The organism is Tepidanaerobacter sp. EBM-38 (genome assembly GCA_001896545.1).
Taxonomy (GTDB): Bacteria; Bacillota; Thermosediminibacteria; order Thermosediminibacterales; family Tepidanaerobacteraceae; genus Tepidanaerobacter.
Genome location: MPOT01000107.1, coordinates 1 through 15693 on the forward strand (window position 1 = coordinate 1; position 15693 = coordinate 15693).

At 42.4% G+C, this 15693-nt stretch carries 16 protein-coding genes; all 16 read left to right on the plus strand.

What is annotated here, in order from left to right:
* Window positions 1-283 precede the first annotated feature (283 nt).
* Complete coding sequence (locus tag BUC45_RS11815) at window positions 284-2083, plus strand: Ig-like domain-containing protein (protein ID WP_296972576.1); 1800 nt, start codon at window positions 284-286, stop codon at window positions 2081-2083.
* Window positions 2084-2370: 287 nt separating this feature from the next.
* Window positions 2371-4242 carry a helix-turn-helix transcriptional regulator gene (locus BUC45_RS11820; RefSeq protein ID WP_296972578.1) on the plus strand — a complete coding sequence of 624 codons (1872 nt, stop codon included), beginning with the start codon at window positions 2371-2373 and terminating at the stop codon, window positions 4240-4242.
* A 330-nt stretch (window positions 4243-4572) separates the two neighbouring features.
* Window positions 4573-5067 (plus strand): sigma-70 family RNA polymerase sigma factor, encoded by a 495-nt coding sequence (locus BUC45_RS11825; RefSeq protein ID WP_296972579.1) that lies wholly within the window; start codon window positions 4573-4575, stop codon window positions 5065-5067.
* 78 nt (window positions 5068-5145) lie between these two features.
* Window positions 5146-5334 carry a hypothetical protein gene (locus tag BUC45_RS11830; RefSeq protein ID WP_296972580.1) on the plus strand — a complete coding sequence of 63 codons (189 nt, stop codon included), beginning with the start codon at window positions 5146-5148 and terminating at the stop codon, window positions 5332-5334.
* The gene (locus tag BUC45_RS11835) at window positions 5327-5626 is read left to right on the plus strand and encodes an rRNA biogenesis protein rrp5 (RefSeq protein ID WP_296972582.1); all 300 of its coding nucleotides are present in this window, start codon (window positions 5327-5329) and stop codon (window positions 5624-5626) included. Before BUC45_RS11830 ends, BUC45_RS11835 begins: the two co-directional genes overlap by 8 nt.
* Window positions 5627-6787 carry a DUF2800 domain-containing protein gene (locus BUC45_RS11840; RefSeq protein WP_296972583.1) on the plus strand — a complete coding sequence of 387 codons (1161 nt, stop codon included), beginning with the start codon at window positions 5627-5629 and terminating at the stop codon, window positions 6785-6787. It begins immediately after the preceding gene.
* The gene (locus BUC45_RS11845) at window positions 6787-7317 is read left to right on the plus strand and encodes a DUF2815 family protein (protein WP_296972585.1); all 531 of its coding nucleotides are present in this window, start codon (window positions 6787-6789) and stop codon (window positions 7315-7317) included. Before BUC45_RS11840 ends, BUC45_RS11845 begins: the two co-directional genes overlap by 1 nt.
* Window positions 7314-9266, plus strand: a complete 1953-nt coding sequence (locus BUC45_RS11850; RefSeq protein WP_296972586.1) for a DNA polymerase — start codon at window positions 7314-7316, stop codon at window positions 9264-9266. Before BUC45_RS11845 ends, BUC45_RS11850 begins: the two co-directional genes overlap by 4 nt.
* Window positions 9267-9280: 14 nt before the next feature.
* Entirely contained in the window at window positions 9281-10096 is an 816-nt protein-coding gene (locus BUC45_RS11855) for a phage antirepressor KilAC domain-containing protein (RefSeq protein WP_296972587.1), read from the plus strand.
* Between the two features lie 15 nt (window positions 10097-10111).
* Window positions 10112-10666 carry a DUF3310 domain-containing protein gene (locus BUC45_RS11860; protein ID WP_296972588.1) on the plus strand — a complete coding sequence of 185 codons (555 nt, stop codon included), beginning with the start codon at window positions 10112-10114 and terminating at the stop codon, window positions 10664-10666.
* Window positions 10650-13034 carry a phage/plasmid primase, P4 family gene (locus BUC45_RS11865; RefSeq protein ID WP_296972595.1) on the plus strand — a complete coding sequence of 795 codons (2385 nt, stop codon included), beginning with the start codon at window positions 10650-10652 and terminating at the stop codon, window positions 13032-13034. The genes BUC45_RS11860 and BUC45_RS11865 overlap by 17 nt, the downstream gene beginning before the upstream one ends.
* A 249-nt stretch (window positions 13035-13283) precedes the next feature.
* Window positions 13284-13637, plus strand: coding sequence for a hypothetical protein (locus tag BUC45_RS11870; RefSeq protein WP_296972589.1), 354 nt, complete (start codon window positions 13284-13286; stop codon window positions 13635-13637).
* Window positions 13619-13897, plus strand: a complete 279-nt coding sequence (locus tag BUC45_RS11875; RefSeq protein ID WP_296972590.1) for a VRR-NUC domain-containing protein — start codon at window positions 13619-13621, stop codon at window positions 13895-13897. Before BUC45_RS11870 ends, BUC45_RS11875 begins: the two co-directional genes overlap by 19 nt.
* Window positions 13894-15249, plus strand: coding sequence for a DEAD/DEAH box helicase (locus tag BUC45_RS11880; protein ID WP_296972591.1), 1356 nt, complete (start codon window positions 13894-13896; stop codon window positions 15247-15249). The genes BUC45_RS11875 and BUC45_RS11880 overlap by 4 nt, the downstream gene beginning before the upstream one ends.
* Window positions 15250-15251: 2 nt before the next feature.
* Window positions 15252-15464, plus strand: a complete 213-nt coding sequence (locus BUC45_RS11885) for a hypothetical protein (protein WP_296972593.1) — start codon at window positions 15252-15254, stop codon at window positions 15462-15464.
* Window positions 15451-15693, plus strand: a 243-nt coding sequence (locus BUC45_RS11890; protein WP_366750270.1) for an RNA polymerase subunit sigma-24, incomplete at its 3' end; no start/stop codon positions are given. The genes BUC45_RS11885 and BUC45_RS11890, both read left to right, overlap by 14 nt.

Here is a 15693-nt window from a genome sequence, read left to right on the forward strand (position 1 = left end):
ACCTAAAAAAGAAATAGAAAAAATAGCCGCGGAAATGGATAATTAGATCGTTTTATTAGAAAACCTTTATGAATTATAAGCTTATAAAACCTATCAGTATGAATAATGCTACTCATTATATGAATGAAGACTAATTTAGGCATGTAAGGAGGCTCTAAACCCTTGATATAAGCGGGGTTAGGGCTTTTTTCTTATACATAAAAACAGTATATTTTGTGCTATTAATGCTAAACAGATTCAAATTAAGTTTAGCAAGCCGGTAGATGAAACAACAGTAGCAACAGTGGGTTCGGGTGCCAACATCGAAATTAACAAGATTGGAACAGCCAAAGACCCAGGGACAATGACCGCAGAGTTAAGCGAAGATGGCAAGACTTTAACAATAACAGCTCAAGCTACAGCTACAAATTACTTTGAAGGTAATTATGCAGTATTAGTAACAGTAGGAGTTACAGACGAGGATGGCAATGCTATCGAGCCTTATGCGGGAACAATTAATGTAAAAGATACTACTAGACCAACTGTTACAGGTATAACATATCCGGATAACGGAAAAGCAAAAATTTCATTCTCTGAGCCTTTAAGATATGAAGGAACGATTACGCCAAGCGATGATAATATTGCTATAGAATCATTCGCCGCTAACGATGATTTTATTATTGTAGATTTAACCGATACTAATTTAGAATTAAATAAAAACTACACTATAACAATTCTCGGCGCACAGGATGGTGCAGGAAACCTAATTACTCCAAACCCAACAAATGTAGTAGTTAAGAAAGTTATAGTCGACGATGTTAAGCCTGAAGTAGTTTCTCTCGAAGCAGTAAAAGAAGGCGTAATGAAAATTACTTTCTCTGAAAAGCTGAAGGCAGATGCTACAGGCAAAATAGGTGAATACGTAGTTGGAACTGGATCAGCTGTAGGTATTGATATTACACCGACAACAGGAAACGCAACTGTTGATAAAACAGGTACAGTTGTAACTGTTAAAGAAGATCCTGTTTCTGATTTAACTGGGGTTAAAACAATAACTATTCAAAATTACGAAGATCTATCAGGAAATCCTGGAGATCCTTTTACAAAAGTGGTAGAATTTAAAGCTGATAAAACAGCACCAAAACTAGTTTCATCAGTAGTCAAGAAAGACAACACTGGCAAAGAGTTCCTGCACTTGACATTCGATGAGCCAGTAGATGCTGGAACAGTAAGCAATTTGCCTGCAACTCAGGTTTATAACTATATTACAACTGAAGGAACAATTGATTTAAATAGTACTGAACTCGCACCTGTTCCAAATACAGATGATATGGAATACGAAGTAGCATTAAGTGCGGTCAAATTCACTCCAGATGGTGGTACTGCAGCTGACCTTAAAAACGGTGCAAAATATACTGTAACATTGACAGGCGCATTTAAGGATAAGAAGGGTAATGCATTAGAAGAAACAGAAATCACATTTACACGTGGTGCAGATACACTTACTGCTAAGCCAAAGGTTACATCTATAACGCAATCAACCAGTAATAATGACCTTATCCAGATTGACTTTGATATGCCCCTTGACGGAGCATCAGCTACTAATAAAGCTAATTACTCAATAGAAGGGCTAGAAATTGAAAGTGTAAGATTATTATCACCTGGAGATGTAGTAGAGATCAAACTAGTATCCGGAACTAATACATTAACTGGGTACAGAAATGTATCAATAAGCGGAGTTAAAAACAGTGACGGCGTAGCAATGGATCCATATACCGAAGCTGTAAACTTGGTAGAAAACGTCAGACCAAAATTAGTTTCCGCTAAATTTACAAGCGAAACAGAAATCACAGCAACATTCAGTGAAGAAATAGCTGGTGCAGGAGTATTCGAAGTATACGTTGATGGCGTAAAACTTGATCCGAGTGCAACTACACCGGATTTTACAGTTGGAACCGCATCAGGAAAAGACGTAGTTATAACATTAACTAATCCAGTTACCCTATCAAAAACATATGAAGTAAAATATGTATCCGGTATCGAAGACAAAGCTACACCACCTAACCCAGCAGTGCCAGGAATAAAAGTAACCGTTACTAACTAAAATCTAAACTAACGTCAAACACAAGAAGAACTGACCTTAACCGGTTGGTTCTTCTTTTTTTATTGCAAGAAAGAAAGTGTGACACGATAAATGTAGTGCTATAAAACCAGCCAACTAGGCATTAGACTTACCTGGAAGGCAGGTTTTTTTTGCTATCCTCCAAATTAAAGTCACTATTGCAAATAAATCTTCTTAAAAATATGTTATAATTTACCTATGGAAGTTAATTGATAAGGATAAGTTTATCTATTATGTATAGAAAATTCTATCAGTGAGGGAGTCATGCCATGGTAGGTAATCGTTCTTTTACCGACTATGTCAGGAGTAGGTTTTATAACGAGCTTTACTCAGCCATAGAAGTTTACGTAGAAGAAAACGTAGATAGCTTGGATCTAGACCTGCGTAATGTGCGAAACGTGGGCGAGGTCTTTCTCACAGATATGGAAATAAAATTTGTATCGGTCAATGACCTTCCGGATATGAAAATTGAGTTTGATGTAGTTGTGGAAGCTGAAATTGAGGTTACTGAAGGTGACTATCATTATGATGATTTTGACCAATGCTATCAGTGGTTTTTACTTTGCTGCGTCGGCGATTTGGAATGCAGCCTGGATGATTTTAAGATTACCGGTATCAGCATATACAGTCAAAGAAACAAGATGCCCAAACCGCTGTCAGATGCTCTCGTTCCATATATTCATAGCGAAGAACTAGATAATGTAGCTACTGATTTTCTGCGCAGGCATTACCCTAAGGCCTTAAAAACACCCATGGCAGTGGACCCATTAAAACTTGCCGAGAAAATGGGGCTTGATGTAAAAATAAGACATATCACAAAAGATTTATCCATCTTTGGTCAGGTTTATTTTCACGATACTGAGGCTAAAATTTACGACCCTGATAAGGATGAGATGGTAATAACATCAGTTAATGCCCGAACAATCTTCGTTGACCCAAAAGCCTACTTCTTGCGAAACTTAGGCGCAGTCAATAATACCATAGTCCATGAGTGTGTCCACTGGGACAAGCACAGAAAGGCTTTTGAACTGGAGCGCTTGTATAATAGTAGCGCTACTAAAATCAGATGCCAAGTTGTCGGCGGCATAAAAGATGGCGAAAGGGATGCCACCGATTGGATGGAATGGCAGGCTAACTCCCTTGCACCAAGAATTCAAATGCCCCTTGGGATGTTTAAAACTAAAGCCTTTGAACTTATTAGAGAATATCGCAAAGAACTTGGTACAGATGAACTGATAGATGTATTAGAGCCGGTCATCGATGAATTAGCTGCCTTCTTTTGTGTTTCCCGCCTTGCAGCTAAAATTCGCATGATTGATGCCGGGTATGAAGAAGCCACTGGAACTTTTACTTACATAGACGGGCGCTACGTAAGGCCTCACCGATTTAAGAAAGGGATACTAGAGAAAAACCAGACCTTTTCCATTGGTGCAGAAGATGCGGCAATTCAAGGTCTTACCAATCCTACATTGGCTACCCTTATAAGAGATGGCAGTTACCAATACGTAGATGCACATTTCGTTTTAAACCATCCAAAGTATGTAACCGTAAATCTATTTGGCGAAACAGTACTGACTGATTATGCTAGAACTCACATGGATGAGTGCTGCCTAATTTTTGATTTATCGGTCAGGTCCGGCTGCAAAGAAAAATACCATACCGAATGTTTTCTAAATAGAGATGAAACATCTCCCATCGCTTTTGATGTAGTTTACGGGAAAGGTTATCAACACGCCCCTAGAGAAAAACAAAACCAGCTCCTTGCAGATAAACTCATGGAAGAAAATCACATTTACAGCCAGCTGCCTACCAACTATCACACCTGCCTTCAAATAGTTCGAGAATGGAAAGACGTAACCTTTGAAGAATTAGCTGAAAGAACCTTAATTAACGAGCGCACTATCCGACGCATTGTTAATGGAGAATCACAAGGATCGCTTAATTCGTTGATTTTAATTTGCCTTGGCCTACACCTTCCACCTAGAATTAGCAACCATATTATTAGCAATTCTCCTTTCCGATTAAACTTTCATAGTAACAATAGCCATATCTGGTATGATTTTGCACTGACATACCTTTACCCCCAATCAATGGATGAAATTAGGACGTTTTTGTTGCAACAGGGTGCTGACCCGTTATAAAATAATTTCTTAAAAAGCGGGCACCAGATGTCCGGTTTTTTTATGCCTAAATTCATAAGAGCCATACATGAATCCAACCAGGGTTTGTGTATGGCTCTTTTTTTGTCTATTTTTAAGTATTTGACACTCCAAAACTTCAGTTGTTGCCTACTTTTCCGGGCATGAAGTGTCCGACACAGCTCCCCATTTATTACCTAAAATTATGATAGGGACACAAAGAAACAAGCCTATACTAAATTTTGAAGCTAAAAGGCAAGCCGTTTAAAAAAAAACGGTGAGTTTTTTGGCTACTTGTCATGCCCTTTTCTCATCGGGAAAGGGGCTTATTTTATGTGCAGGCAGTATAAAACCAGTAAAAAGAATCGCACTAATTACATCTACTACACTGCTGATGGGACAAAGATAGTTATTGCTCCAGGTGAAGGTGGCGCCAGTACCACGGATATTGAGCTATTACACACCATGGATGATGAGGAAGTAGACGAGCAGCGCAGATACAACTATCGCATTACAGCTAATCTAGATGGATACCAGGACGATGAAGGTACAGGGGCAGATGACCGCAATCAATATTTAACAGATTATAGCTATAACCCGGAAAGAGTCTATTTAGAAAAAGAAAAGGAAGCGGAACATCTGGCTACCTTAGAAAGGCTTACTAAGGCTATGGGGCACTTAACCGCAAAACAAAAAGAACTGTTTAAGAAAAAATATGTAGACCAAAGAACAAACACAGATATTGCCAATGAGGAAGGTGTAAGTGAGGCTGCCATCCGGAACCGACTTAAGAAAATGCACACAAAACTAAAAAAATATCTTACCTAAAATAGGGGGTTCGAAGGAGCCCTCTTTTTCGCATATAGGTGAGGGGTAAAAATTGCCCTCAGAAAGGAGATGGAAAATATGAGTCTTAAACACAAAGTCACCATCAATGTAGCAAAACCCGGTGGCGAAAAGAGTCCGGTAATTCAAAGCAGACTTCTTAATTGGCTACTTGGTAAAAACGTAGACCTACTTGTAGTTACACCAGGGGATTCCGTTGAGACGGTGGAGATTAAGGAAATCAAGGGAAGGGGTGAAGACCATGGGTAAAACCAAGCTGCTACTAGATTTAGTAGAGGATTTACGCTCTTTGGCAGATAGTATCCAGGCGGTAGCAAAGGCCGTAAAAGAAAAGGAAGTAGATTCAACCCGGACTAAAGAGCCAGAGCCCACCCCGGAGCAGATTACATTGGAAGAAGTTAGGGCAAAACTTGCGGCACTAATGCAAAATGGCAAACAGGCAGAGGTGAAGGAGCTGCTTAAAAAGCATGGTGGTAAAAAGCTATCAGATGTTCCAAAAGAAAGCTACCCAGCACTTCTTAAAGATGCGGAGGCGGTATAAATGGCAGAACATGCATTGCTCTCTGCCTCCGGTGCTGGGAGGTGGCTCAGCTGCCCGTCGTCGGCTCGGCTAGAAGAGGCGGTAGAGGAAGGAGAAAGCGAATACGCACGAGAAGGCAGCTTTGCTCACAGCCTAGCAGAACTGTATCTTGCATACTACCTAGACTTAATAAAGAAAAGTAAGTTTAACAAAAGGCTTAAAGAATTAAGGCAAAACTCCTTCTATAGCCAGGAGCTAGACGATTATGTAAAAGTCTATGTGGACTTTGCCATGGAAAAGATTAACGAAGCAAAAGCCCGCACTAAAGATGCAGTAGTGCTGCTGGAAGCCAAACTTGATTACTCATCTTGGGTGCCTGAAGGCTTTGGCACGGGGGATTTAGTTCTGGTAACCGATGATGTGCTTGAAGTAATAGATTTCAAATTCGGTCAGGGTATCCCTGTCTCGGCAGTGGACAACCCGCAGATGCGGCTTTATGCCTTAGGTGCTCTAAACCAGTTTGGCTGTTTGTATGACATAAACACTGCCTGTATGACCATCGTGCAACCTCGGTTAGATAGCATCAGCACCCATGAGATGACAATTGACGACCTTATGCACTGGGCTAATAGCACAGTCAAGGAAACTGCGGAAAAGGCTTTCAAAGGTGAAGGAGATTTTAATCCAGGAGAACATTGCAGGTTTTGCCGAGTAAGGTCAACCTGCAGGGCAAGAGCGGAAGAGAACATGAAACTGGCCTGTTACGATTTCAAACAGCCGCCTTTGCTAACAGATGATGAAATAGTGGAAGTGCTGGATGCAGCAGATGAATATATGAAGTGGATTTCTGATGTGCAATCTTACGCACTAGACCAGGCGGTCAATAACGGTAAACAGTGGCCTGGCTACAAGCTGGTGGAAGGCAGAAGTTATCGAAAATATGTGGACGAGGCCAAAGTGGCAAAGGCGCTAATTTCTGCCGGATACAGCGAAGATGTGATTTATGAAAAAGTCCTGTTGGGTATAACCAAAATGGAAAAAGCGGTAGGAAAGAAACAGTTTAATGAGCTACTGGCGGGGCTAGTAGAAAAGCCTCCGGGTAAAGTGAAGTTAGCGCCGGATGCGGACAAGAGACCAGCGATTAAAAGCACTGCTGAAATAGATTTTAAGGAGGAATTGTAATGAGTACAAAAGTTGTAACTGGAAAAGTGAGATTTTCATATGCAAATGTGTGGGAGCCACAAAGTGTTAATGGAAGTGAGCCCAAGTATTCTGTAAGTTTAATTATTCCAAAAAGTGATAAGAAAACACTAGAAAAGATTAAGGCAGCCATTGAAGCAGCCAAGCAGGAGGGGCTTTCCAAACTGGGCGGCAGGATACCTGCCAATTTAAAAACCCCACTTAGGGATGGAGATACCGATAGACCTGATGATGAGGCTTACGCAAACAGCTATTTTGTAAATGCCAACAGCTATGTAAAGCCTGGTATCGTGGATAAAAATGTAGAGCCTATCTTAGACCAGACAGAATTCTACAGTGGTTGCTATGGCAGGGCATCAATAGTTTTCTACGCCTACAACGTCAACGGCAATAAAGGGATAGCTTGTGGACTTCAAAACCTTCAAAAGCTAGAAGATGGAGAGCCCTTGGGCGGGCGTGCCAGACCTGAAGATGATTTTGGAGCCATAGAAGATGATGACATTTTAGGATGAGAATATTATCTATTGACCTAGAAACGTATAGCAGCGTAGACCTTGCCAAATGTGGGGTTTACGCTTACACCCAAGCAAAAGACTTTGAGATATTGTTACTAGCCTACGCTTTTGATGACGAGCCGGTAGAAGTCATAGACCTGGCCAGCGGTGAAGAGATTCCTGATAAAGCGATAAACGCCCTAACAAACCCTAACATAATCAAATCCGCCTTTAATGCTAACTTTGAAAGAACCTGTCTGGCCAAACACCTTAACAAACCGATGCCGCAAGAACAGTGGCGATGCAGCCAGGCCCACTCTCTTACGTTAGGCCTTCCTGCAAGCCTTAAAGAAGTAGCCAGGTGTTTGAAACTCTCTCAGCAAAAGATGGATGAGGGGAAAGCGCTAATTAGATACTTCTCTATGCCCTGCAGGCCCACTAAAGCCAATGGCGGCAGGACCAGAAACCTTCCCTGCCATGACAGAGGAAAATGGGAAACCTTCAAAACCTACTGTAAACAAGATGTGGTGGTGGAGCGAAGTATCCGTAAAAGGTTAGAAAACTATCCCATGACAGATAAGGAATTAAAACTGTGGTATTTGGACCAGAAGATAAATGACTTTGGAGTAAAGGTAGATACAACGCTGGTTAAAAACGCCATCCAGTGTGATGAAATTTATCAAAAAGAATTAATGAATGAAGCTACAGAGTTAACAGGACTTGAGAACCCCAACAGCCCAACCCAGCTAAAAGGCTGGCTTAAAGATAACTACAACCTTGAAGTAAAAAGCCTTTCCAAAACGAAAGTAGCAGAGCTATTAGATGAAATTGATAACCCTACCGTTAAACGGGTCCTGGGGCTTCGGCAAGAGATGTCCAAAACCTCGGTCAGAAAATATGAGGCTATGGATCGGGCTATGGGAAAGGACGAGCGGATAAGGGGGCTATTGCAGTTTTACGGAGCATCGACTGGGCGGTGGGCTGGCAGGCTTGTTCAAGTCCACAACCTTCCTAGAAACAACATGAGCGATTTAGACCTGGCTAGGAATCTTCTTAAAGCTGGAGATTATGAGGTTTTAGAGCTGCTCTTTAACAGTGTGCCGGATGTCTTATCCCAACTTGTAAGAACAGCCTTTATACCATCAAAGGGTCATCGTTTCATAGTATCTGACTTTAGTGCCATCGAGGCTAGGGTAATCGCATGGCTTGCCGGAGAAAAGTGGGTTATCGATACCTTTAAGGACCACGGCAAGATTTACGAAATGACTTCCAGTAGAATGTTTGGGGTGCCTATGGAGCTTATCGTAAAAGGCAATCCCGAGTATGAGCTTAGGCAAAAAGGGAAAATTGCCACTTTGGCCTGTGGTTATCAAGGCAGTGTCGGAGCCTTAAAAGCTATGGGCGCCTTAAACATGGGACTTAAAGAAGACGAGCTGCCGGGCGTTGTTTCAGCCTGGCGAAAGTCTAACCCTAATATCGTAAGGCTGTGGCAGAATGTAGAAGATGCAGCTATAAGAGCCGTAAAAGACAGGACTTCAGTTACTATGCAGTATGGTCTTAAGTTCTACTTTAAATCAGGAGTGTTGTTTATTAGACTTCCTTCCGGTAGAAGTTTGGCTTACGTCAGACCCAGAGTCGAATTAGATACACGGTTTAACAAAGATAAGCTGACCTATGAAGGAATGGAGCTAGGCAAATGGCGCCGCATAAGCACCTACGGCGGGAAGCTCACAGAAAACATCATTCAGGCAATCGCCAGGGACTGTCTAGCAGAATCCCTTTTAAGGCTAGATAAAGCCGGATATAAAATTGCATTCCACGTTCATGACGAGGTAGTGCTGGATGTCCCCTGTGGCTTTGGGAACCTCAAAGAAGTGGAAAAAATCATGAGCGAGGATATCAACTGGGCACCGGGACTGCCACTTCGGGCAGAAGGCTTTGAAACAGATTATTACATGAAAGATTAAGGAGGAATTTATAAATGAACGAATTGAGAGTTTTTAACCATACAGAGTTCGGCGAGCTTAGTGTTTTAGTTGTTGAAGGTAAAGAATATTTTCCGGCAACGGAGTGCGCAACCATATTAGGATACGCCAATCCGAGAGATGCAATATCTAGGCATTGCAGGAGAGAGGGGATCGTGAAACACGACGGGGTCTCAATAACCACAAACCAATATGGTACTTCAACGAAACAGATAGTTGAAAAAACATATATTACCGAGGGAAACCTTTACCGCTTAATTGTCCGCTCCAACTTACCTGCAGCGGAGCGATTTGAAAGATGGGTGTTTGATGAAGTACTGCCTTCCATTAGAAAATATGGCATGTACGCCACAGATGTCCTTATTGATGAAATGCTAGGTAACCCGGAATACGGAATAAAACTGCTTACCGAATACAAAGAGGCCAAAGAAAGAGCCAAACAGCTAGAACTGGAGAACGCCCAACACAAACAGATTATCGGAGAGTTACAACCTAAAGCATCCTATTACGATTTGATTTTACAGAATAAATCTCTGATGCCAATAAGCAAGATTGCTAAGGATTACGGCATGTCCGGTAGAGCCATGAACAAACTGCTTCACGAATTAGGAGTGCAGTATAAGATGGGTAACACTTGGCTTTTGTATCAGGAGTATGCGGATATGGGTTATACCCAATCAAAGACCCATGCTATTGATGCCGAAAAAAGTGTGATGCATACCTACTGGACGCAAAAAGGCCGATTGTTTCTCTATGACCTTTTGAAAAACAAGAAAGGGCTATTACCGGTAATTGAACGCCAAATCGCTTAGGGAGGGAAGAAAACTATGGACAAGATAAATCCTTGCCATTACAAGATGGGCGGCATAGAAACTATTGATTTTATCAAGGCCAAGCTCACCGAGGAGCAATTTAAAGGCTACCTAGCGGGGAATGTCATTAAGTATCTTTCTCGCTTTGAGCATAAAGCCGGAGAAGAAGACCTGCAAAAAGCCCGCTGGTATTTAAACCGATTGTTGGTGCAAAGGAAAAGACCCATCATCTATGTCTGCTCTCCCCTACGAGGAGATATTGATAGAAACATACAAAAGGCCATCGGCTACTGCCGGTATATTTACAGCCGGGGCGGCATCCCGTTAGCACCACATGTCATCTTTACCACTTTTCTGGATGATGAAATCCCCGAGGAGAGAGCAGCTGGTATAGAGCTGGGTTTAGAGTTGTTGGCTAAATGCGATGAGCTTTGGGTTTTTGGAGAGAAAATCTCTCAAGGGATGTCTTATGAGATTACAAGGGCCAAAAAGCTGGGGATTAGGATAAGAAGGTTTAACGAAAGGTGTAAGCCTCTGGAGGTGGTGGCTGGTGATGCAAGAGGAGACTAGTAATAAAAAAGTCAAGCCCTCTTTCAAATACGACGGAGTTTTAACTATTGCTACCGGAAGGAGCCGTAAGGAGCTGGAGTGGAAAAACCGGGAGATGCTCTGGTCAGAGCTGGTGAAGAAATTAAGCGCTACTACCAGAACCCATGAAAGCTGCAAAGAGTATAAAAAACTCCCCAAGGTGGAAAAGGATAGGATTAAGGACGTTGGAGGATTTGTAGGTGGCACATTAAAAGGAGGCAGGAGAAAGGCAGACTGCGTAGTCTGGCGGCAGATTGTTACACTGGACGCTGATTTTGTAAAAGGGGATTTATGGGCAGGGGTAGAGGTGATGTTTGGCCGTGGCTGCTGCATGTATTCTACCCACAGCCATACACCTTCGGCACCGAGGCTTAGGCTTGTCATCCCCCTTAAAAGGCCAGTATCCCCTGATGAGTACCAAGCGGTATCAAGACGTATCGCCGGGGATTTGGGCATCGACTTCTTTGATGACAGCACATATCAACCCCACCGATTAATGTATTGGCCTTCTACCTCCAAGGACGGGGAGTTTATCTTTAAATACCTGGATGAAGAGTGGGCTGACCCGGATGAAATACTGGCAAGATACCCCGATTGGAAAGACCCCTCCTATTGGCCAGAGTCCTCCCGGACTAAAGCTGAACGCAAGAAACTGGCTGATAAGCAGGGCGACCCCAGGGAGAAGCCCGGCATAGTTGGCGCCTTTTGCCGGACCTATACCATAGCCCAAGCTATCGAGAAGTTCTTAAGCGATGTCTATGCACCAGGCGATGACCCCAGCCGCTATACCTATATACCCGGAAGCACTGCAGGTGGTTTGGTCCTTTACGATAGAGATAACTTTGCCTACTCTTACCATGCTACAGACCCTATATGTGGAAAGCTTTGTAATGCCTTTGATTTAGTAAGACTTCATAAGTTTGGCGATTTAGATGATGATGCAAAGGAAGGTACACCAGTAAATAAGCTGCCATCGTATATGGCTATGCAGGAGCTTGCTGAAAAGGATGAGATGGTAAGAAAGACCTTAGATGAAGAAAGACTGGCTGCTATGGATAGGGATTTTAAAGGTGAAGAAGTGGACCCACAGGATATGTTCTTTGAAAAGAGACGATTTATTCCCATGTATCTTGCAGACTGGTTCTTAATGCAGCATGAAGCGATAGTCATTCAAGATGAACTCTACATCTATGAAAACGGCAGGTATGTAGACGGGGATAGAGTGTTTAGGGAAAAAGCTACTAATGTATTAGGACCAGAGTTTCAAACTAACAGGCTAAATGAAGCCTTAAACTACATTAAAAATACAGTGCTAGAAGTGCATCCCAACGAAGCAGCAACTACAGGAGAGTATCTTAATGTAAGAAACGGCTTGTTAAATCTTGAAACATTAGAGTTTGTGCCCCATACACCAGAGCTTCATACCATCATACAGCTGCCGGTAGAATACAATCCTGATGCTAAATGCCCGGCGATAGATAAGTTTTTAAACATGGTGGCAAAGGACAGCATTCCGGTAATCGAAGAGATGCTGGGCTACTGCTTAATTCCCAGCATGAAGTATGAAGCTACATTTCTCTTATACGGCGAAGGCGGTAATGGTAAAGGGACACTAATTGCCCTTATTGGAGAGTTATTTGGAAAGGACAACACTTCAAATATTGCGCTGCAGTCACTGACTGAAAATAGATTTTTAACAGCTGAACTCTTTGGCAAGATGGTAAATCTCTATGCTGATATTCCAAATAGAATCGTAGAGGACTCATCTCTTTTTAAGACACTAACCTCGGGGGACAGCGTCCAGGCAGAGAAAAAGCATAAGCCGCCGTTTAGTTTTTGCAATAGAGCTAAATTAATCTTCAGCGCCAATGAACTGCCATCATCAAGGGACAACTCTGAAGGCTACCATAGAAGATGGATCGTCATACCATTTAACAATAAATTTAATGACAGAGAATTAAGACAGAGCTTATTTTGCAAAGAAGAGCTAGAAGGTCTTCTCATAAAAGCCATCAAGGGATTAAAAAGACTTAAAGCTCAGGACGGCTTTTCAGATATTGCAAGCGTTAAACATATGAGCGAAAAATACAGAGAAAAAAGTGACAGTGTATATAAATTCTTAAAAGAGTGCTGCATTTTAGATCCTAAAAGTATGGTGGGTAAACAAGAGCTCTATGACACCTATAGAAGGAAATGCGGAGATTGGGGTTGCTACCCTGTCAATCAATCCAACTTCAACAACAAAGTAAAGACTGTCTACTCTAATGTAGCAGAGTATAGGAGAACACCCCCGCGCAGATGGAAAGGGCTAAAACTCGACCCTAAAACAGATGAAATGGTGGACGGGTAGATGAAAATTAACCTTTACCCGTCCACCCAAAAAGTGGAAATGTGGACGGGTAGAGATACAGAGGTGGACGGGTGGTGGACGGCTCCAAAGCCCCATACCTCAAGGCTGTGGACGGGGTGGACACCTTTTTCTTATATCTTTCTATATAAAAGAAATAGAGATATATAAGGGTATATATAATGCCTAAATAGTGTTTATAAAAAGAAGTGGAGTAAAGCCGTCCACCTAAAAAACAGGAGGGGAGAACACATGATTAAACAAGAAATCGTAGAAAAGATATACCGGGATGACCACGTGAGTTTTGTAGAGATTGAAAAGATATTAAAAGAGCATAACTTTGACTATAAAGGCGACAGGGTAATACACCATGAGGGCTGCCCCCACCTTATAATCTGGGCTGGGTGGAATGAAGATGCTGTAGAAATAGTTGCGGGAGTACTAAGGGAAGAGGCCATATGCCTGCAAACCACACATAATCTGACCTATTTAATAGATGGAGGCGGCCTTGATTTGCCTATTGCAAAAGGGGTTAAAAAATATAAAAGAGACCATTGGCTTCCTATGGTACTAAGGACTGAAGAAAAATGCAGGAAAAACAAATAGAGGTTAGATTACAACGGGAGATAAAACGAAGGGGTGGAGCTGCTTTAAAATTTACTTCTCCTGGAATGGCAGGAGTGCCTGATAGGTTAGTGCTTTTACCTACAGGAAACGTGGTGTTCGTGGAGCTAAAAGCACCTGGCAAGAAGTTAAGGCCTCTGCAGCTAAAAAGAAAAGAGCAGCTGGAAAGCTTAGGCTTTAAGGTTTACGTCCTGGATTCGTATGCAGCAGTTGATGCTTTTGTCGAGGAGGTGACAGATTGAAGTATGTTCCTTACTATTATCAAAAATATGCCCTAGATTTTATCTTAAACCAGAAGGCAGCAGGGATATTTTTAGATTGTGGTTTAGGGAAAACAGTAATCACTTTAACTGCCATTGCCGAACTTATGCATAACCGCTTTGAAATAGCTCGACCTTTGGTAATTGCACCTTTAAGAGTTGCAGAGAGCATCTGGGATGTGGAAGCTAAGAAGTGGGATCACCTAAAACATCTACGCATCGCCAAAGTGCTAGGTTCAAAAGAAGAGCGCATCCAAGCCTTGAACACTGCTGCCGACATCTACGTCATAAATAGGGAAAACACAAAGTGGTTAGTCGATTACTACAAAAATAACTGGCCTTTTGACATGGTGGTGCTAGACGAGCTCTCCAGCTTTAAATCCCATAAAGCCCAGAGGTTTAAGGCACTTCGCAAGGTAAGGCCCTTTTGTAAGCGGGTAGTAGGCCTTACTGGCACTCCAGCTCCTAACGGGCTCATTGATTTATGGTCCCAAGTTTACCTTTTAGATAGCGGCAAAAGGCTTGGCAAAACCATAACCGGTTACCGGGAGCGCTACTTCTTGCCTGATAAAAGAAACCATAATGTAATTTTCACCTACAAACCCAAAGAAGGTGCTGAAGAAGCTATCTACAACAAGCTCTCCGACATCTGCATCAGTATGAAAAGTGGGGACTACCTGAACATCCCCGAGCGCATAGACAATATCGCAACAGTTGAGCTGCCGCCAAAGGCTATGGAGCAGTACCGAAAGTTAGAACGGGATTTACTGCTGCCGCTGCTTAATGGTGATGTGGTGGCAGGAAGTGCTGCGGTGCTGACTAATAAACTTTTGCAGATGACCGGCGGAGCAGTATACGATGAAGATGGCAGAGTACAAGAGATCCATGATGAGAAAATAAAAACCTTAGAGGATTTGATAGAAGCAGCAAATGGCAAACCAGTGCTTATTTACTACGCTTATTGCCATGAATTAGAGAGAATTAAAAAACACCTGGACTGCCGGGTGCTGGATAAACCAAAGGATATCGAGGACTGGAACAAAAGGGAAATACCGGTGATGCTAGCTCACCCTGCCTCTGCTGGCCATGGCTTAAATCTCCAGGCAGGCGGCAGCACCATCATCTGGTTTGGACTTACCTGGAGCCTGGAGCTTTACCAGCAGGCTAATGCCCGCATCCACCGCCAGGGGCAGAAGAACATGGTGGTGGTGCATCATCTGGTAGCCAGGGGAACTATCGACGAAGACGTGATGCAAGTGCTGAAGAATAAAGAAGCTGGTCAAGAGGCACTGCTTAATGCAGTCAAAGCCAGAATTTATCGGGAGGTGAGTTAACCATGCAGGACTGCTTTGCTTACAAACACAATAGCTGCACTGCCTTAAAAGTTAGACAGTGTGAAGGCTGCAGTTTCTATAAAACCAAAGAGCAGTATGAGCTGGACCGACAAAAGGCAATAGAGAAAATCCTTTCCCTTGATGAGGATAAGAGAGATTACATTATTAAAACCTACTACGGCGGTAAATTGGAGGTGCTAGATGATGAAGGCTAAAGAATATTTGTCTCAGGCCTTGAGGCTGGATCATAGGATAAACAGTAAACTAGAGCAACTAGAAAATCTAAAGGCTTTGGCCATGCGGGTAACCACAAACTTTGCCCAAGAAAAGGTATCCGGCGGCAGAGAACTAAGGGGTCCTTTTGAAAACACTATGGCTAAGATCATCGATTTGGAAAATGAAATCAACCAAGAAATAGACCGGTTTATAAAGCTAAAGCAAGAA